Annotated in this window: 13 protein-coding genes; 5 read left to right on the top strand and 8 right to left on the bottom strand. The window is 48.1% G+C overall.

Annotated elements, in window-relative coordinates; translation table 11 throughout:
- The first annotated feature begins 13 nt into the window (after positions 1-13).
- Entirely contained in the window at positions 14-2239 is a 2226-nt protein-coding gene (locus KUA49_RS02230) for a TonB-dependent receptor (RefSeq protein WP_218411969.1), read from the top strand.
- A gap of 46 nt (positions 2240-2285) precedes the next feature.
- On the opposite strand, the gene KUA49_RS02225 is transcribed toward KUA49_RS02230, so the two are convergent.
- Genes KUA49_RS02225 through KUA49_RS02215 form a run of 3 tightly spaced genes read right to left on the bottom strand, consistent with a single transcriptional unit; the run spans position 2286 to position 6269 of the window.
- Complete coding sequence (locus KUA49_RS02225) at positions 2286-3335, bottom strand: FecR family protein (protein ID WP_218411968.1); 1050 nt, start codon at positions 3333-3335, stop codon at positions 2286-2288.
- A gap of 11 nt (positions 3336-3346) precedes the next feature.
- Positions 3347-3889 carry an RNA polymerase sigma-70 factor gene (locus KUA49_RS02220; RefSeq protein WP_218411967.1) on the bottom strand — a complete coding sequence of 181 codons (543 nt, stop codon included), beginning with the start codon at positions 3887-3889 and terminating at the stop codon, positions 3347-3349.
- Complete coding sequence (locus tag KUA49_RS02215) at positions 3828-6269, bottom strand: outer membrane beta-barrel family protein (RefSeq protein WP_256624775.1); 2442 nt, start codon at positions 6267-6269, stop codon at positions 3828-3830. Before KUA49_RS02215 ends, KUA49_RS02220 begins: the two co-directional genes overlap by 62 nt.
- Positions 6270-6577: 308 nt before the next feature.
- Here KUA49_RS02215 and KUA49_RS02210 point away from each other — a divergent pair, with 308 nt between their 5' ends.
- Positions 6578-7942, top strand: coding sequence for a sigma-54-dependent transcriptional regulator (locus KUA49_RS02210; protein WP_218411965.1), 1365 nt, complete (start codon positions 6578-6580; stop codon positions 7940-7942).
- Between the two features lie 69 nt (positions 7943-8011).
- Positions 8012-9175, top strand: coding sequence for a sensor histidine kinase (locus tag KUA49_RS02205; RefSeq protein ID WP_318331688.1), 1164 nt, complete (start codon positions 8012-8014; stop codon positions 9173-9175).
- A gap of 8 nt (positions 9176-9183) precedes the next feature.
- On the opposite strand, the gene KUA49_RS02200 is transcribed toward KUA49_RS02205, so the two are convergent.
- The 4 genes from KUA49_RS02200 to KUA49_RS02185 all read right to left on the bottom strand — a co-directional run bounded on the left by KUA49_RS02200 (position 9184) and on the right by KUA49_RS02185 (position 15286).
- On the bottom strand, positions 9184-9864 hold the full coding sequence (locus KUA49_RS02200; RefSeq protein ID WP_218411963.1) for an ABC transporter ATP-binding protein: 681 nt from the start codon (positions 9862-9864) through the stop codon (positions 9184-9186).
- A gap of 88 nt (positions 9865-9952) precedes the next feature.
- Entirely contained in the window at positions 9953-12352 is a 2400-nt protein-coding gene (locus KUA49_RS02195) for an ABC transporter permease (RefSeq protein ID WP_218411962.1), read from the bottom strand.
- A 78-nt stretch (positions 12353-12430) separates the two neighbouring features.
- The gene (locus KUA49_RS02190) at positions 12431-13684 is read right to left on the bottom strand and encodes an efflux RND transporter periplasmic adaptor subunit (RefSeq protein ID WP_218411961.1); all 1254 of its coding nucleotides are present in this window, start codon (positions 13682-13684) and stop codon (positions 12431-12433) included.
- A 258-nt stretch (positions 13685-13942) separates the two neighbouring features.
- Positions 13943-15286 carry a TolC family protein gene (locus KUA49_RS02185; RefSeq protein ID WP_256624770.1) on the bottom strand — a complete coding sequence of 448 codons (1344 nt, stop codon included), beginning with the start codon at positions 15284-15286 and terminating at the stop codon, positions 13943-13945.
- A 238-nt stretch (positions 15287-15524) separates the two neighbouring features.
- On the opposite strand from KUA49_RS02185, the gene KUA49_RS02180 reads away from it, so the two are divergent.
- The gene (locus KUA49_RS02180) at positions 15525-15716 is read left to right on the top strand and encodes a hypothetical protein (protein ID WP_217763131.1); all 192 of its coding nucleotides are present in this window, start codon (positions 15525-15527) and stop codon (positions 15714-15716) included.
- A gap of 203 nt (positions 15717-15919) precedes the next feature.
- Here the strand turns inward: KUA49_RS02180 and KUA49_RS02175 are convergent, their stop codons facing one another.
- Positions 15920-18538 carry a rhamnogalacturonan lyase gene (locus KUA49_RS02175; protein WP_218411959.1) on the bottom strand — a complete coding sequence of 873 codons (2619 nt, stop codon included), beginning with the start codon at positions 18536-18538 and terminating at the stop codon, positions 15920-15922.
- A gap of 350 nt (positions 18539-18888) precedes the next feature.
- Between KUA49_RS02175 and argS the strand changes: the two genes are divergently transcribed.
- A complete protein-coding gene (gene argS / locus KUA49_RS02170) occupies positions 18889-20709 on the top strand; it encodes an arginine--tRNA ligase (protein WP_218411958.1) in 1821 nt (606 codons plus the stop codon).
- Positions 20710-20744 lie beyond the last annotated feature (35 nt).

The raw sequence follows: 20744 nt of genomic DNA, 5'->3' as shown, positions 1-20744 counted from the left end.
AACAAATAACATAATGAGAACAATATTGAAATCAATATTGCTGATGAGCCTATGCTCGTCGGCAACAGCCCCTGCTATGGCTATAAACGGAGCAAATCATGATAAGAAGGAAGCAAACATTCATGAAGAAGAGGCAAACATTCATGAAGAAGAGGCAAACGATTCTACCAGACACCAGCCACTGACGGAATCGAGCGTGAAACTGAACGAAGTGGTGGTAACAGGCTTGACGGGCAGCCAGAAACTCAAGCAGTCGCCTGCACCCATCTCTTTCGTTTCTGCCCGCCAACTCGAAATGCAGCCTTCTACCAACATCATCGACGCCATCGCCCACCAGCCAGGCGTTTCGCAGATTACCACGGGAAGCGGAATTTCAAAACCCGTGATCCGTGGCCTGGGCTATAACCGCGTGGTAGTAGTGAACGATGGAATCAGACAGGAAGGACAGCAATGGGGTGATGAACACGGAATAGAAATCGACCCCGCTTCGGTTCATTCCGTAGAGATTCTGAAAGGTCCGGCAAGTCTTATGTATGGCTCGGATGCGATGGCAGGCGTCCTCATCTTCCACTCCGCTCCTACCCTTGCCAAGGGCGACATGAGAGCGAATTTCTCTACAGGTTATCAAACCAACAACGGACTTTTTGATTATTCGCTCAACTTTGCCGGCAACCAGGGCGGATTCGTCTGGAACACCCGCTACAGCGGAAAGATGGCGCATGCCTACAAGAATAAATACGATGGTTACGTCTTCGGTTCTTCACTCCGAGAACAGGCCCTTTCGCAGCTCCTCGGCTGGAATTATCGCCAGGGGCATTCGCATCTCACACTCGATTATTATCATCTCACTCCGGGCATCGTAGAGGGAGAAAGAGATGAGAAAACGGGCGAACTAGAAATTCCGGAAGGCTACGATGCCAAGAGTTACGGCAAGCCGATGCCTTATCAGCAGATTCATCATTACAAGGCTGTACTTGATAATTCCTGGTTCCTGGGCGACGGCAATCTGAAGTTCCTCCTGGGTTATCAGCAGAACCGCCGTCAGGAGTTTGAGGAGGAAGAGAATCCAAAGGAATGCGGACTCGACTTCATGCTCCATACCGTGAATTACGACCTGCATTATCTTTCGCCGGAAATGAATGGATGGAAGTTCTCTACGGGCATCAACGGCATGTGGCAGCAGTCGATTAATAAAGGTTCTGAATTTCTGATTCCAGCCTATCATCTCTTCGATTATGGTGTATTTGCCACGGTGAGCAAAGAGATAGACAAACTGAACTTGAGCGGAGGCATCAGATACGATCATCGCCACCTGCACAGCGAGGCTTTGAGAGAAGAGGATGATGCTGAATCGAATGATTCATTCCGTTTTCAAGCCTTTAAGCGCAACTTTGAGGGAGTGACCGGAAGCATCGGATTGGCTTATGAAATCCTGCCCGATTTCAATCTGAAGCTGAACCTAGCAAGAGGATTCCGTGCTCCAAACATCAGCGAATTATCATCGAAAGGTGTGCACGAGGGAACCCAGCGATACGAATTGGGAAATACCAGTCTGAAGCCGGAAAACAGCTGGCAATTCGACCTTGGTCTGGATTATTCTTCGCCTATCATTTCGGCAGAGCTCTCGCTGTTTGCCAATCGCATCAACCATTACATCTATAGCGAGAAGTTGGCAGATGAGAACAATCAGCCTGTCCTCATCGACGACACGCCAGCCTATCAGTTTACTTCGGGCGACGCCCGCATTCTGGGTGGTGAGGCGAGTATCGACATCCACCCTGTGGAGCATCTGCATATCGGCAACACCTTCTCGTATGTCAACTCGATTCAGTTGCATCAGCCATCCGAATCAAAGTATCTGCCATTCACCCCAGCCCCTCGCTGGGTTTCGGATGTAAGGTATGAGTTTGTCTGCGACGGCAAGACTTTCGACCATCTCTTCGTAAAGCTACAGATGGATTGCAATCTCCGCCAGAACCATTATTTCGCATCCAACGATACGGAGACCGCTACGCCATCGTACACCTTATTAAATATGTATGCCGGTACCGACGTGAAGCTCCATGGCAAGCGCCTTCTCTCGCTCTATCTTTCGGGCGAGAACCTTACCAACCGTGCTTACCAGAACCACCTGAGCCGTCTGAAGTATCTTGACGTAAACCAGGTTACAGGCAGAAGAGGCGTTTACAATATGGGCCGCAACTTCAGCATAAAGATAGTGGTTCCGATAGAGCTGTAACTCCCCTTTTGGACTTTGATGGAATAGGAATAGGCAAGACCATGGCTTAAAGCACCATGATCTTGCCTTTTTCCATTCTGATTCTTGCCACACCCATCTCGTTCAATGCCGTGATGATTTCCTGCAGGCTTGCCCTGCGGGAGAAGCGGAAGTGGATGAGCTTATCCATATTCGCCTGGGACTGGAAGACTACGGTCTTGTTGTACCAGGCTCCGATGTCGCTCATCGCCTCTGCCAGCGTAACCTGATCCATATCGAAATCGCCTTCCAGCCAATCGGAGGCTGAAGGGGAAGCCTTAGACACTACTATCTTATCCGACTGGAGCGTAGCGGTCTGCCCCGGGCGCATTTCCACCTCAGTATCGGCATTGCTCACCTTCACCTTGCCCTGCATCAGGGTTACCTTAGGGGCATCCTTGCGATAGGCTTTCACGTCGAATATGGTACCTAATACCTGCGTCTGCATCTCTCCTGCCTTTACCACGAAAGGCCGATGAGGATTCTTGGTTACTTCGAAATGAGCCTCGCCCTTCAGACGGACTTCCCGGACTTCTGCATCATCGAAAGATGCAGGATATTCGAGCGTAGAATTGGCGTTGAGCATCACCTTGGTGCCATCGCTCAGCGTTACCAAGGTGGTGGTTGCTGCCGGGGTAGAAACCACGCAATAGCCATCGCTCAGGGTCTGCTCCACCTGCTTGGGAGAAGTGACCTCCGAGAAAAGCTCCATGGAGAACTCCGTAGGCTGAGAAATCTCCTGGGATGAACGGAAAATAAAAAGGAAGAGGCTTGCCGCTACTGCAACAGATGCCGTAATCCAAGTCAGGATTCGGGCTTTATCTATCCTTTTCTCAGACAATTCATTTTCTGCCTTCTGTAGATGTTCCTCCTCAGAAGAAATATGCTTCTTCTCGAAAGCTTCCCAAGCCGCCAGCGTTTCTTCCTTCGAAGGCTCATCGCCCAGGGCTTCCCCGAATATCTGGGAAAGCCGGGTATCAGAAACATTTTCTGAAGCTTTCTCAAAAACATTCTCAGAAACATTCTCTGATACAGAATCCATTCTATAATCCAGTTCTTGATCTTGATTCTTATTCATGATTTTTCCTCCTAATTCTCTAAGTTTGTATGCTTCATTCGCTCGCGCAAGATAGCGAGTGCCTTGGAAATATGCTTCTTCACGGTGTTGGGACTGATGCCCAGCCTGTCGGCTGCCTGCTGATAGGTGAGATGCTCGAAATAGCAGAGGCGGAGTATCGTGCAGGTGGGTTCCTTCAGCTCCCTCGCTATCTGCTCCGCCTGTTGCAGCAGGCGCTCGTGCTCCTCATACTGGGAACTCATATCATACCGGGTGGCCTCTATCAGCGCCTCTACGTTGGTCTGTTCCACCTGCTGGTGCTTGAGCCAGTTGAGACAGGAATTTCTCACCGATGCATAGAGCCAGCTCCTCCTTGTTTCCATCTGCAAGGAGGAGAATTGGTTCCACGCCTTCTCGAAAACATCTCCCACAACGTCACGGGCCTCGTTGCCGTCTCCCAAAAGGGACACGGCATAACGCACCAGTCGAGGATACATTTCCAGGAATAGCTGCTTAAAGTCGTTGTTTTTCGCTCTGTCCTGCGCCACTACCTTTATATTTATTTCTCGTTGCATTGAATGTGTATCTCACATTGATGGCAACTTTCTGATTATCTGCGTATCGGGTAAACGTGCGATGCGACTGCGTGCCGTTTGCCTCGAAATAATAATATCCTGTATGCAAGAGGTCTCGCAATACAAACATCACCTTGAGGGCATCATCCTTCATGAAGTTCTTGGAAACCCGGAACTGCATGTTGCCCATACATTTTTTGATTCCGATTCCCATCTCCGCCCTCGTGCTGACATTGCCCGAAAGATTCATGAACCACCGGTGGGGAAGCCTCAGATTGTTGTTCATGCTGAATGTAAACTGAGGTTGGCTGCCAAACTCGGGAATATTGAGATGATCTACATTCTGATGATTGTAGAAGACACTCGCCGTGAGGTCAGGATACCAGATTCCAAACGAAGGCGCCACACGGATGTTGGCTCCATAATAGCAGGAATGGGGCACCGTGGCCATCGTCTGCAAAAGCACACTCGGATGGTTCACCTCGTCGTAAGGCTTGTACCAGGTCATGTACATGTCGAGCACATAATTGTAGTAAGCCATGAACGACAGCCACTTGTAATTGCCCGACAGGTTGAAGCTGTGCTGCTTCTGAGGCTTGAGATGAGGGTCACCGGACTTGTACTCGTACTTGCTGTCGTAGTCGATGCTGCTCTGAAGCATGGAGTAGATAGGACTGTACTTGTTCAGACGATAGGAGAAGGCAAGATTCAGATTATCCTTGCTGTAGCCGATGGATAGGAAGGGAATCCAATCCCTGTAGCTGGGACTCTGTTCCGCCTGCAGCACATCCTTCTCGTAATAATCGGTCTTCTGATATTCGTATCGCAAACCGGCACCATAATTCATGCGCCCTATGTTCAGATAATACTGCAGGAATCCAGCATAGATAGACTGGCGGATGTGGTTGAAGGCATCGGCAGAAAAGCCGCTCTGGGTGAAGTCGTTGCGGCGGTTGGTAAACATCTCTTCCGTTCCGAAGGAAAGCCTACCCTTCCACAATGGTCCCGACACCACCAGCTTAGCAGCATAGAGATTACTCCTCACCTTGCTTTCTGATTCCGCATCCAGCTGTCCGTCGTTTATAGCCGTCTGGGTGCTCTGGCTCACCTTATTATAGAAATCACCATTGAAATTGATGTTCCATTTGCCGAAATCGCCATTATAATAGGCGTTCACGCTATGCGACCAATGGGGCTTTCTCTTCGAAAACAGATCTACGCTCATGCTTTCCGTCAGTTTGCCATCCTCCCACACATCGGTTGCTCCCCAGCTGTGGGTGTAGTTGTTGCCTATCATATTGGTTGTTTCATAGCGCATACCCAGCGATTGCTGCTCGGAAATCTCATAGTTGAAACCTGCGTTCAGGAGAATATCTCCACTATTGGCATTCGTGGTTCTGCGGCTGTTGAATTCCCACTCGCTGGTGGTATGGAGCTGGGTTTCTGAATGGGCGGTGGTGCGCGAGCGATCCAATCCCACTCCCACTTCGCCGAAGATATCGAGTCCGCCCGTGCGATAGTTCAACTGCACATCATCATAAGTATGAGGCGAATAACGGCCCTGGGAATATTCAGAATAAAGGCTTCCGCTCAAGCCCTGTCCGCGCTTGCGAACGGCACGCAGACGGATTACGGCATTGGTCTTGGAACTATACTGCGCTCCGGGAACGGTAACGATTTCTGCCTTCAGAATATCCTTGGCGCTCAATCGCTTGAGTTCGTTCAGATTCTCCAGTTTCCTGCCGTTGAGATAAATCTCGGGCGCTCCACGACCGATGATTTCCCAACTGCCCGCTTCGCCCGAGACAAAGGGCAACTGGCTGATCATATCTTCTGCGGAGCCCAGTTCGCCCAGGATGGTACCTGATACCAGGGTAGAGAAGGCTCCGTCCTTATACACCACATTGGGGCGGGTACTCTTGATGGTTACCGCCTTCAGCTGCTGGGTGTCGGGATGCAGACCGATGTGCATGGTAGGCTTGCAGGCCAAGGTCTGCGACTTATAGCCCACAAACGAAACCTTCAGCATCACATCCTTATCGGCATAAGGGAGCACGAAACTTCCATCCTCCGCCGTTACGCAACCTGCCACATAAGCCTTGCTGACGGAGGAAATCAACACCACGTTGGCAAAAGGCAGAGGCTGCTGGTGCTCATCCACTACCCTGCCTTTGATCTGTTCCACCCGGGTTGTTTTGCCCGTGTATTGAACGGCAAAATAGGTATTGTGTTCTACAAAGGAGAAAGGTTTCCCCTGCAGCACCATCTCCAGGGCTTCCTTCTGTCGCTTAGCCTGGATATTGGCAGTAACGCGATATTGGTCGGTAGCCTGATAGGCAAAGAGGATATTCTTCTCGCCCGCCTTTTCAATCTTCTTCAACACAGAAGTAAGCGTTTCGTTATGCACCTGAAAGGTCACACCTCTGCTTTGAGCAAATAGGGAAATGCTCAAGACAAGACACAGTATAAGGGAAGTCGTTCTTTTCATCATTTTTCTTGTTTTTATGATTCTACTTTGTTCATAATACAACATCCCCCTGGAATCGGGTACGCTTATTTTTAAAATAATGTTGCAAAAGTACAAAGAAAATTGCAGAAATGAAGAAAAATATCAAACTATTGTTCATTTTCCGTCTAATTATTAGACAATCATTACCCATTTCCGATGATATTTCGTAACTTTGCACCATGATAAAGAAACAAGGAACGATATTGATTGTTGATGACAACCGCAACATTCTTACTACGGTAAGGATGCTGCTGGAACCCATATTCGATGGCATCATCACCATCGCCAACCCTAACTCCATCCCAACCAAGCTGAGAGAGGAGCATCCCGACGTGGTGCTGCTCGACATGAACTTTTCCAGCGGAATCAATTCGGGAAACGAGGGATTGTACTGGCTCAGGGAAATCAAGAGCCTCAGCCCGAAAACCGAGGTGGTGCTCTTTACCGCCTATGCCGACATCCAACTTGCCGTAACAGGCATCAAGGAAGGTGCCGCCGACTTCATCGTGAAGCCTTTTGAAAACGAGAAGATGATCCGTACGCTGGTAGAGGCTAGGGATAAGAACAAGGCTGTGGATAACGCTATTGGCAAAAAAGGTGGAAAACTTTGTGGAAAAGATGCACAAAGTGCTATGTATTGGGGAGATAGCGATGTTATGAACAATTTGAGAAGCATTGTGAAAAAAGTTGCCGCAACCGATGCAAATATCCTCATTACGGGCGAAAACGGAACAGGTAAAGAGGTGTTAGCCAACGAAATACACCGTTTATCCACAAGATGTGGGAAAAAGATGCTGCCTGTGGATATGGGAGCCATTACGGAAACCCTTTTCGAGAGCGAACTCTTCGGTCATGTGAAAGGCGCTTTTACCGATGCCAAAGTGGATAAACCGGGCAAGTTTGAGCTTGCCGACGGCAGCACCATCTTCCTGGATGAGATAGGAAACCTATCCTATGGTCTTCAGGCAAAACTCCTTACCGCCCTGCAACGCAGAAGCATCGTAAGAGTGGGCGGAAGTACGCAGATTCCCATCAACGTACGACTGGTTTGCGCCACCAACCGCAATCTGCAGCAGATGGTAAACGATGGCGAATTCAGAGAGGATCTGCTCTATCGCATCAACACCATCCATCTGGAATTGCCTGCCCTGAGACAGAGAAAATCAGACATTGTTCCATTGGCAGAAAGATTTCTCCGTCAATATGGCGATTTATATAATAAGGTGAATCTCCGTCTTTCGGAAGAAGCAGAGAAAAAACTTACCAGTTTGCCTTGGTACGGAAACATCCGTGAACTTCAGCACGCCATCGAGAAAGCCGTGATTCTATCTGACGGCGGAATGATTTCTGCCGAAGATATTGACGGCGGAAACCAGCAGAAAAGAGAGAAGCCCCTGGAAGAGGTTCAGACGCTCGACGAGATGGAGAGTCGAATGATAGAGAAAACCATCAGGGAATGTGAAGGAAACCTGTCGGTGGTAGCCGCAAGACTGGGCATTTCCCGCCAGACGCTTTATAATAAGATTAAGCGATATGGGTTATGAATTTAGGCACGGATTACACGGATTTTTAGTTATCAGATGAATAATCAGTTAGCAATCATCGTTTTATTGGTGATTTTGGTAGTTCTAGTAGCAGTCAACATCTGGCTCTACCGCCACTATCGCCGGAACATCAAGAAGGTAACCTTCCTTTTTGATGCGATAGATAATGGGGATTTCTCCTTCAGTTTTCCTACGGAGAAGAGGTTTAAGGAAGATAAGATTCTGCATCAATCCCTCAACCGAATCAAGTTCTTCCTGCAACATACGAGAGAGGAGCAGATGGATCGGGAGAAATATTACGAGCAGATTCTGAATGCGGTGGATACGGGCATTCTGGTGGTGGATAGCCACGACAACATCCTGCAGCACAATCAGGCAGCCCTCAGGTTGCTCGATACGGATGTGCTTACCCACATGAACCAGGTAAAAGGGAAACTGAAGGATGAACACCTGGCAAAGCATGAGACGCAAGCCATGCTGAAAGACAAGCACGTGCGTATCATCGCCCTGAGCGACGTGAGCCACGAGCTGAGCAATCAGGAAGTGGATTCTTGGATCAAACTGATTCGTGTGCTGACCCATGAAATCATGAATACCATCACGCCGGTTACTTCCTTGAGCGAGACTCTGCTTACCCGAGTTACAGAGGATAAAGACTTGAAGCAAGGCTTGGAAACCATCCACAAAACAGGAACCGAGCTGTTGGCTTTCGTCAACAACTATCGCCGCTTCACCCATGTTCCCCAGCCTCAGCCTGCTCTCTTCTATGTGGAACCATTCCTGGAAAGAATGGCGTTGCTCTGCAACCACGAAGTAGAGATAGAAGTTTCTCCCAAGGATTTGCTGGCTTACGCCGATGAGAGTCTCCTCTCTCACGTTGTAACAAATCTTCTAAAGAATGCCGTAGAAGCTTTCAGGGAAAAGGAAAGAGAAGACAAGCAGGAATGCCGCTCCGCGGATTTGCAATCCGCGGCAAGCAAGAAGGCATTTATCCATCTCCATGCCTATGCCAACGTCCAGGAATCCATCATCATCGACGTGAGCAACAACGCCGGTCTCATCCCCGAAGATGTAGCCTCTCATATTTTCATCCCGTTCTTCACCACGAAGCCGGAAGGAAGCGGAATCGGTCTCTCCCTCTCCCGCCAAATCATGCGAGTAAGCGGCGGCAGCCTCTCGCTCCATCAGGACAAGGCACAGGGAATCACCACCTTCCGCATCATCATTCCATAACAGAAGCACTAAAGCTGATTGCCCTCCGTTTCCACAATCTGTCCATCAAACAGGCGGATGGTGCGATGGGCTATCTTGGCATCATGCTCATTATGCGTCACCATGACGATGGTGGTGCCCTCGTGGTTCAGCTCGGTAAGCAGATGCATCACCTCGGCTCCATTCTTGGAATCGAGGTTACCCGTAGGCTCATCGGCTAGGATGAGCTTCGGACCGAAGACCACGGCACGGGCGATGGCTACTCGCTGCTGCTGACCACCTGACAGTTGGTGAGGGAAATGCTTGGCACGATGACTGATGGCCATTCGCTTCATAATCGCCTGCACCTTTGCCTTGCGCTCCGCCTTCGGAATATTAAGGTAGGTAAGAGGAAGCTCGATGTTCTCCTCTACATTCAATTCATCTATCAGATTGAAGCTCTGGAACACAAAACCGATTTCTCCCTTTCTCACATCCGTACGCTCCTTTTCCTTCAGGTTTGCCACCTCATGATTACCCAGGAAATATTTTCCCGATGTAGGATTATCCAATAATCCAAGGATATTGAGCAAGGTGGATTTGCCGCAACCGGATGGTCCCATAATGGCGACAAACTCGCCGTCTTCTACTGTGAAAGATACGTTATTTAAAGCAATCGTCTCCACATCTTCTGTGCGGAATGACTTGCAAAGATTCTCTATTTTTATCATTTTGTTCAATGTTAAGTGTTAAATGTTGAATGTTAAATTAGGGTATACGCCCTTAAATCTGTGTCATCTGTGAAAATCTGTGGGAGACTTATTCATCCTTGAGATACTTCACAGGATTACTATTCGCCACCTTGTAGCAGTTGATGATGACGGAAAGCCCGATGATGACGAGCAAGATGATGGTAACGCCGATAAACAGCAAAGGCGTCATCGTAATCTTCTCGCTGAACGACATGAGCCATTGTCTGGCTATCAGCCAAGCCCCCAAATCTCCCACGATGATGCAAGGCAAGGCAATCTTCATAATGTCCTTCAGAAAGATGCGAAGAATATCCTTCACTTTCGCCCCGTTCACCTTTCTGATTGCAATCTCCTTGCGGCGGCGGTTCACCTCATCACTCGTATAACCCACCAATCCGAAGAGGGCGATGATCATCGTTACGATGCCGGCAACCAAGATTCCGTTGCGGAAATTGAGCTGGGAAGCATACTGTGCCTTGAACTCGGATTCATAGTCGAGTACCGTCACCTTGTTGTTAGGATACATCGACTGCACCTTATTTCTCAACTCAGTTAAGGCGTCTTCCGTCAGATTATTGAACTTGACAAGCATATAGGGAGCCGTCCAAGGAGCATAGAAGTAAACGAAAGACATATTCTTGAACTCCGCATCCTCAGAAGTAACTGCTCCGTATTTGATATTCTTGACAACACCACAAATCGTCATCGTTTCATCCTCATTACAATGTGAAGAAATGTAAACTCGCTTGCCTACAGCCCCATCTTTCCAATGTCCTAGTGTAGTTAATCTCTTAGCCAAAGCCTCATCAATAATCACTTGACGAGAACTGTCATTGCGTTCTGTAAAGAACGAACCTTGCACAAAGTCGATTCCCATCATTCTGAAATAGTTGTCATCCACTCCCCATGCATCATGGACAATCTGTAACGACTTTCTATCATCTGGCAACGACAAATTATTTCCATTTACCGCATAGCTTTCCAACGGAACAGAACAAGTAGAAGCAACCTCCTTTACATCCGGCATACGCTTGATTTCGGACAAACATCGACTGCGTTGATCGCCATTAATAGCATCCACATGTACGATAGCCACATTCTCATAATTGTAACCAGGATTCATATTCACCATCAAGCTATACTGACGATTGACAACAAACAACAAACTAAAGAGTAAGCCCGAAATAACGAACTGCACACCTAAAAGAGCTAACTTCCAACGGTTACGGTTTTCATTATATCCTCGGAATGCAATGGCAACGGGAATCTTATTGTAGAGCCAACCTGGAACCAATCCACCCACCAACAATACCAATAAACAGATGGAAACCAATATCCAACTGCCACGATTGAACACCAACGTACTTATTGGAGCAGAGAGGAAATTCTCGATGGTTCCCTTGCAAAGAAACACGAGAACTGCAGCAAGGATTACCGCCAACCCCACATGCACCAAAGCCTCGGAAAAGATGATGGCATGAATATTCTTTGGTTCTGCACCATAACATTTTCGGACAGCCATCTCACGAGAGCGAGTCACGAGATTTCCTACGATGATAAGCAGATAGTTCATCACGGAAGTGAAGAGCAACACGAAAGCTATAATGCCTAAAATCCATCCCATCATCTTGATATAAGAATTCTGGGTAAACACCTCGCTGAGTATAGTAAATTCATAGTCAAGGGTGAATCCTGGCGTTTGAGTCGCCTCTGCTGTAAAATGGTCTTTCTTCATTTTTTTGATGTAAGGACGAAGTTCACTTATCTCATGTCCTTTCGCCAAACGGATGTAAGAGAAATAGTTGTCATTTCCCACCCATTGATTTCTGCCATCATAGCCCCAAAGGTCTCCTATACTGCATAAAGACACCAGAATTTGTCTGTTATGTAGAGATGCGCCCCAAGGAAAGCTCTCGAAGATGCCACCTATAGTGAATGTTTTGCCTGGATATTCAGGAATAGTAAAATGCTTGCCTACCACATTTCCTCCTATTTGCTCTGCCAATTTGGAATCAATCATGCAATATAGCGGACGAGATAAAGTTTCCTTTGCCTTTCCCATCAATATCTTTTGCGGGAAAATATCAAAGAAACAACTGTCTGCCATCAAAACGTTAGCCTCCATGCTGTTTTGATTTTCCAACTTACATTGTTCTTTATCCATATCAACAAATCTTGTTGCAGCCTCTACCATTGAAGCATAATCTTTCACACCAGGGGCAATCGCTCCAGATGTTTGGTTAAAACTAAAAGGTTTACTACCATTGAAGCTTGGCATACTGCCCACTTCTGAAATCTGATACGTCCTCTCCCATCCTGGAAAGTACGTATCGTAAGTCTGCTCGAAATAAATCTCGGCAATAATTACCGAACTGATTGCCAAGCCGAGCGCCAGACACAATATCTTCACGAAATTGTGCTGGCCCCTTCGAGGCAGATTCTTGAATGCGTTAATAATATGATTCATATCAAATATCCTGTTTCAAGGGCGTTAGCCCAATTTATCACTAATCACTACTAATTAATCATTACTAACTAATTACTACTAATTAAAAACTAATACATCATTATCCTTATAGGCTTCATAGCCGCTAACGATAACCTGCTCACCCGGCTCCAAGCCCTCAATCACCTCATAATACTGAGGATTCTGGCGACCGATGGTGATCTTTCGGCGATAAGCCTTCTTGCCACTCTTGTCTAATACAAAGATCCATTGACCACCCGTTACACTATAGAACGTGCCTTTAGGGATAATTATTGCCTGCTTCGACTGACCGAGCTGCAAATCTACATAATAGGTCTGACCGGTTCGGATATTGCCAGGGCGAACACCTTTGAAGATGAAGTCGATGCGGAACCTGCCATCTCTTACCTCGGGATAAACCTTGCGAACCTGCAGGAGATAATGCTTGCCGTTCTGGTCAAAAGTGGCAGTAAGTCCCGGTTTTACCCGGTCGATGTAATGCTCGTCCACCTGCGCCTGCACCTTGAAATCGCTGAGGTCGTTGATGACGCCTATCTTCTGTCCGGCAGAAATGCTCTGTCCCAGTTCCACATCGAGCAAGCCGATTTCGCCCGAAATAGTGCTGCGGATGTTCAGCTTCTCCTTGCGCTGGCGAACCAGCTGCACATTCTTCTGCATGGCTTCCAGATTATCGCCCATCTGCTCCATCTGTGAACGGCGAAGCTGCGCATCCTTCTTCAATCGCTTGCTGATGAGCGCATGCTTCTTGACGGCAAGGTCGTAATCTTCCTTTGCCTTGAGATACTCCTCGCGCGAATTGAGCTCTTCCTTGTGCAGCGCCTCCTGATGCTGATAGGAACGGCGCTTGGTGATGACATCCTGCGAAAGCGACAGTTCCTCGTTGCTATTGTTCAGGCGGTCCTGCTCCATCGAAATCTGGGTATTGCGAAGCATGTCCTGCTTTTCGGCAAGTTCGCTTTCGGCATTCAGAATCTCCAGGTCGAGATTCGAATTGCTCAGTTTCACGATTACATCGCCCTTATTCACGTGGGCACCTTCATCCACCACTTTCTCCAGAACGATACCGCCTTCCTCAGAACTGATCTGTACCACGGAGATAGGAACCACCTGTCCATCCACCGAAACATAATCGTTGAACTGCGCCTTCTCCACGGTTCCGATGCTCAATCCCATCCTGTCCACCTTCAGGGTGGAAGAGAAATTGCTCAATCCCAACCAAATGAGGACTGCGATCAAAACCACTCCTCCGCCAATCCATGCCCAATACTTGCGAGGCACGAGATATTTTTTCTTTTCTATCTTTATATCCATAATTTTATGTATTCAAGTTTGCAAGAGCACTCCACACGCCCTGAAAGGGCAGAAGCTCCTAGCCCAGGGTAACACCCTGGGTTATCATGGCCGCAAGCCTGTCGCCCTGTAAGGGCAAAAGCTTTAAAATTCCAGGCAATATACAAAGCTTTTGCCCTTTCAGGGCGCCTTGCTGATTGCTATTATACCCAGGGTGTTACCCTGGGCTAGGAGCTTTTGGGCCTTCAGCCCGTACCTGAACCACTTGCGAAAGTTCTGTTATTTAATTAAATTTTCTCCCTGATAATAAGCAACTAACCTTTGTTTGATAATGAGCAGCATCTGCATCTGGAGTTCCTTGATCCTGCTTTCCAGAAGCGTCTGGGCTGCGGTATGAAGATCGAAGGTGGAAAGCATTCCTTCTTCAAACTTCCGGCTCGACATGTGATAGGCGAGCGAATCAGAGGCTACCTTCTTCTGCATCTGATGCAACTCCTTGGCATAACCCTCTGCATCCATTACCGCCTGGGCTATCTGGTCGTGAAGCTTGCGACGGATTTCTTCCAGGTTCACCTGTGCCAGTTGCCAGTCGTTGCGTGCCTTCTTCACGCTGTGCCAATGGTCGCTATTATAAATAGGTATGGAAAGGGTCAATGCGAGGTATTCGCCCTGGTTGTTGCGAAACTGCGAGGCAAACCCATCGTATTGCCCTTTCTGAGAGAGATTCTTATAATAGTTGGTAGAAATGCCGCCACCGAGAGAGAGTGATGGCAGCAATCTGCCTTTTGCTATCTTGTAATCATACCGTGCCCGCTCCACTTCGTATTCTGCCGACTTCAAATCGGGAGAAATATGCTGGAAGCCCTGGTAAACGGTTTCGTAGTTTACTCCAGATTCAGAAACCTCTTTATTATCAGACGTTAACTTCAAATTCTGTTCCTCTTTAATCTGGATTTTCAGCTCTTCATTCACCGGAAAATTCATCGCCGATTTCAAGGCAAGCAGACTCTGTTTTGCCACATTCTCCTGATGCGTAAGATTGTATTCATCTTCTGCCACCTGCGATTCCATCTGCACCACATCCGGGCGTCCCTTCTCACCCAGTTCATACAGACGCTTCATCTTAGCCAGCATCCGCTTGCTTTCGTTCAGTTTCTCGCTTGCTATCTGAATGCTTGCCTCAGCATAGGCAGCATCCACATATTTCTGCATCACGTCGATGGCACGGTCGTCCTGAATCTTCTGCATCGCCGTGGCTGAATAATCCCGGCTCAGCTTAGCCTGCTTCAAGGCGTTGATGGTGGCGAAACCGTCGAATACATTCAGTTCGGCATAAAGCTGATAGTAGTTGTTGAATGTCGTTACATTATTATAAGTATTGGTTTCCGGGTCGATATTTCGTCCCCAGGCGTACTGTCCCTGCACGCCGCCCGTAACGGTAGGCAGGAATCCTGCCACAGCATGCTGGTAATCCTGCTTGCGCTGGCGGGCGTTTACCACCTCCCGCTTCACCTCCGTGGCGTGCTCCACGGCGTATTTCATGCAGTCGTCAAGGCTCCAGCTCTGTGCCGAGACTCCAGCCGCCCAGACCAACCATCCTATCAATATTCCTATTCTTTTCATAATCTTCTTCATTTTGGCATAATAAGGACAAGAGCCGTGCCAAAACAGCATTTCTCCTGATAATCAAACCATTAAATAAAAACTCTCATTAAACAAACTGTCCAACAATTAGACACCGCCGTCTAATTGTTGGACAGAATTTCTATTTTCACAAGAAAAATGACAAAAAAGTTTGGTGCTTTCAAAAAAATGCAGTACCTTTGCCATCATAAAATAAACAACGTAACAACATTAATACATGATGAGAATCGAAGACTACAGAGCGGCTATCTTACAATGCCTGCTCGACGCAAAGAATGAGGACGGCACTCCTGCCATCACTCCTAAGGAAGCCCAAGAGGCACTCAACGGTTTTACCGATGACGAACTGCAGGATGGAATCCTTTGGAATTCACCAGAAGACGTGGCTGAAATCATACTCGAAGGATAAATTACATGCCAAGGATTGTAAATTACAAAAGTAATATCCATCTATAAACAAGGGTAATATCCATCTTTAAGTATAGAAAAAGGAGCAAAGACTTACCGGTTTTACCGATTCGTCTTTGCTCCTTTTTGTATAGAGAATCCTGCTTGGATATTGGATCATATTTCGATACTGGATCCTATTTATGCAGAATCCTTTTATCGTGTTTATCTGGCGATAAACTTCTTGCCATTACAGATATACATCTGACCTGCCTTCATCTGCTCCACCTGCTGACCCAGCATGTTGTAAATCTTGCCATCCTTCACCACGGCTGTGTGAACCACCCTGATTCCGTTGGTTATCTGCTCGTAGGTAAAGGTTACTCTGGCAAATATCTGCTTGTTCTTACCCTTGGCATCCACATCGCCGCTCGTGATGTTAGAGTTGTCGAACGCTAACTTGATGCTCTGGGTTGCAGCAAAATCCTTAAGGTCGATGGTTACAGGGCTCTGGCCGGCGGTACCACCAGGCAAAGTTACCTGATTTGCCAAGATAGAGCTTTCGCTTCCATCCACATAAACGCCCGTAAGATAGATAGAGCGGTCGGCTGTGGTAGAGGTATTGTTGCTGTAACCCTCCACATTGATGCCCGTGATGCGATAACCGGCATTTACGGAGAAGGTGATGGTTTCACCATTGTTGTTGGTTCTCATCTTGATGTAACCATTAGATGAAGAGGCAGTTATCTCACCCTTCTCGCCTGCCGTATAGCAGGTACCCTTGATGATTGCCTTGTCTTCGGCTGGAGCCTTCATCTCTTCCATACCATTGGTAGGCTTCTCTACAGCCACCTTTTCAGGAGCATGGCTCACGGTCTGGGTAACGTAGGTTTTTCCATCTACCCCCAGGTAATCCGGCAGATAAAAACCCAGATGAGGCGGCTGGTTGTAAGATGAGTTCTGCCATACTACGCCCATACGATAAACATGGTCTTCCATCAGGCAAGGCACCTTATATTTAGTAGGCTCCGGAGTAGAGAAAATCATGATCTTGCAAGTTGGCGAAGTATAATCGTCCTCATGCTGGAACATAATCAGCTCCTCGCGCCAGTCGCCCAGCAGGTCAGCCTGCAGGCATGGAGTAGCCTTGGTAGAATTGCATGCCGATGGATTTCCATATTCATAGAAGTTCTGGAAGGTGACGATGCTCTTTCTTGCCGTATTATAGTTTTGGATGCGTGGAGAATAACCACCCGTTGTGGTACTGTATCGGCCATCGAAAGTCTGGTCGTACGGATCGCCCGTCCAATAGATTCTGAAATTGGCATCAGGTTTTTTGCTGGCAATCACCGTATTGCCGGTGGCACAATCGCGCACATCAGCATCCGTGCTCGACCAGAACTCGAATCCTCTGTTGGCAGGCACGAAATCTGCCGCCAGTCCGCGTCCGTTGTCTCTATCGCCCGTAGCAACGCAAAGGAATTCTCCGGTGGTGGCATCGTGTACATCCCAGCCATAACCGCCCGCTTTTTCCTCGTGAGGCATCATCACCTCCAGACCAGGACGGTCGGGACAAAGATCGGTCAGATGGATGGCATCGCCATGACCCTTTCCCGTGGCACAGAGCAACTTACCATCATGCCCGATGGTAGCCGCACCAATACAGATATCATCAAAGCCATCGTTGTTCACATCGCCCACGGAAATGCCGTGTACCCCCTGTCCGAAACTGGAATTTCCCGTTCCCGAACTGAGCACCTGCCCCTTGGCATCCACCACTTCCCACTTATTGCTCAGGCCCTTATGAAGCCAGCGGGTAGAAAGTTCCTTTCCGTTCCAATCCACAGCCCACAGGAAGCAGTTCTTGTAATATCCACGCTGGAACACAGCCGATGGCAACTTGTCCATGCCGTCCAGATAAGCGGCACAGGCATTGAAACGCTCCGAACGATTGCAGTTGCTATCGCCGAAGAAACTGGAATTGTCTGTAGCCGAAGAAGGGAAGTCTTCTCCCGAACGGCTTGGCGAATACCAGATGGTGTGCATCGCCTCGCCCGTTTCACCCTTGAATACGGTAAGGAATTCCTCGCCGCCGGTTACTCTACCCTTGCTGTTAAGATAGGTCTTGGCATTATCCACCGCCTGGATATTGGCATCGCCAGCCTCGGTTACAAACCTGCCCTTGCCATCGGTAGAACCATTGGCCGTCTTGCAGATCAGCTCAGCCTTTCCGTCGCCATCGAAATCATAGACCACCATCTGCGTGGTATGGTTGCCCGAACGGACGTTGAGTCCCAGGTTGATGTTCTTCTCCCACAGCGGAGTGCCATCCATGCGATAGGCGCTGATGATGACCGGTGAAGCATAGCCGTCCTTTCCGCTGTCACGCTGGTTGTCAGGCATCCATTTCAGAATCAGTTCATAGTTGCCGTCGCCATCCAGGTCGCCCACCGCCATGTCGTCCGGGCGGTATCTTCCGGTGGTGTTTCCACTCTTGATGCTGGCAGGGCGCTTCACATCGAAGGTGGTAAACATGCTGTTCCAGGCAATGGCCTCGCTCGTTTCACCTGCCGAAGACACGATGCGATACGTATCGCCCGGCTTGCCGTTGGCATCCAGATAGCTGGTTACATCCGAAACGGCAGAAGCCACCTTCTTGCCATTGCGATACACATCGAAGGCCAGATTCTTGGCATCAGAGGTAAGCGAACGCCAGGAAACCAGAATACCCTGGCTGGTCTTGACAGCCACGGGTGCACGATTCAACTTTTCCTTTACCTGCTGAGCTGAAGCAGAGAAGGAATTTGCCACTAATAAAGCAGCCAACAAAAAATGCAATTTCATGTTCTTTAGTTTATTTGTTCCTAAGTTTATTGTTTCTGAGTTTAATTGTTCTTAAGATTATTCTCTCTTTGTTTAATTGAATCCGCCACAGATTTCTCTATTCTGGGTGGAAAACAAGATAAAAGAGGCTTTAGTCTTCATTTTTGTTGCAAAAGTAATAAAAAAAACAAGAATATGCAAACTTTTCTTTGCCTAATTCAATTTTTATTTGTAAATTTGCAACCGCAAAGAGGAGGAGGGAACTTGCAAATCCCTCTTTCGCAAAGCTTCAGCAGAATAAAAAGTTTGCAAAGCTTCAGCAAAATAGAGACAAAAAGGAATTTTTACCGGTAAAAATAGATATTTAAATAATGAAGATAGAAAACGAAATCATCAGCTCAGTCATCGCGGCGGTGAAGGAGCTTTATGGTCAGGACGTATCTGAAAAGATGGTAGCCCTGCAGAAGACCAAGAGTAATTTCGAAGGTAACCTTACCCTCGTCGTATTCCCATTCCTCAAGATGTCAAAGAAAAAGCCTGAGGATACTGCTCAGGAAATCGGTGAGTACTTGAAGAAGAACTGCGCCAACGTCATCGCAGACTTCAATGTGGTGAAGGGTTTCCTCAACCTTTCTATCGCTCCTGCCGCTTGGGTAGGACTCCTGAACACCATCAACGCTGACCCTAAGTTCGGTGAGAAGCCTGTTACTGAGAATAGTCCACTCGTCATGATCGAGTACTCTTCTCCTAACACCAACAAGCCTCTCCACCTCGGTCACGTGCGCAACAACCTGCTCGGTTGGTCATTGGCCCAGATTATGGAGGCCAACGGCAACAAGGTAATCAAGACAAACATCGTTAACGACCGTGGTATCCACATCTGTAAGTCAATGCTCGCTTGGCTCAAGTGGGGCAATGGTGAAACTCCTGAAACTTCCGGCAAGAAGGGCGACCACCTCATCGGCGACTACTATGTAGCCTTCGACAAGCACTATCGTGAGGAAATCGCAGAGCTCAAGGCGCAGTACATGAAGGAGGGCATGGAAGAAGAAGCTGCCACAGAGAAAGCAAAGGCAGAGGCTCCATTGATCAAGGAGGCTCACGAAATGCTCGTGAAGTGGGAGAACAACGACCCTGAGGTTCGTGCTCTCTGGCAGAAGATGAACAGCTGGGTTTACGCAGGCTTCGACGAGACCTACAAGATGATGGGTGTAGGTTTCGACAAGATATATTATGAGTCAAACACTTACCTCGAAGGTAAGAAGAAGGTAGAAGAAGGATTGGAAAAAGGTCTCTTCTTCCGCAAGGACGACAACTCTGTATGGGCAGACCTCACCAACGAGGGTCTCGACCAGAAGCTTCTGCTCCGTTCTGACGGCACCTCTGTCTATATGACTCAGGACATCGGTACTGCCGACCTCCGCTTCAAGGACTTCCCTATCGACAAGATGATTTACGTAGTAGGTAACGAGCAGAACTACCACTTCCAGGTGCTCTCTATCCTGCTCGACCGCCTCGGCTTCAAGTGGGGTAAGGACTTGGTTCACTTCTCTTACGGAATGGTAGAGCTGCCTAACGGTAAGATGAAGAGCCGCGAGGGAACCGTAGTAGATGCAGATGACCTGATGGCAGAGATGATCAAGGATGCCCGACAGACAAGCGATGAGCTTGGCAAGTTCAAGGACATGAGCGAGGAAGAGCGCCAGGAGATTTCACGCATCGTGGGTCTCGGAGCGTTGAAGTACTTCATCCTCAAGGTAGATGCCCGCAAGAATATGCTCTTCAACCCAGAGGAGAGTATCGACTTCAACGGCAACACAGGTCCTTTCATCCAATACACCTACGCTCGTATCCGCAGCATCATGCGCAAGGCAGCAGCCGAGGGCATCGAGATTCCTGCAGAGTTGGGCGCAGATGCTCCTATCAACGAGAAGGAGATCGACCTCATCCAGAAGATGAACGACTTCGCAGTAGCCGTAGCCGATGCCGGCAACAACTACAACCCAGGCGGCATTGCCAACTACTGCTACGAGCTGACCAAGGAGTTCAACCAGTTCTACCACGACTACAGCATTCTGAATGCTGAGAGCGAGGCAGAGAAGACCACCCGTCTGGTTCTGGCAGCCAATGTTGCCAAGATTCTGAAGAACGGTATGGCTCTGCTCGGCATCGAGGTTCCAGAAAGAATGTAATATTTACATAAGATATAATAACCTACAATTGAATA

The sequence above is a fragment of the Segatella copri genome (assembly GCF_019249655.2).
GTDB lineage: Bacteria > Bacteroidota > Bacteroidia > Bacteroidales > Bacteroidaceae > Prevotella.
The sequence above is the reverse complement of the archived record's forward strand: the minus strand, read 5'-3'. Positions and strand labels throughout refer to the sequence as shown.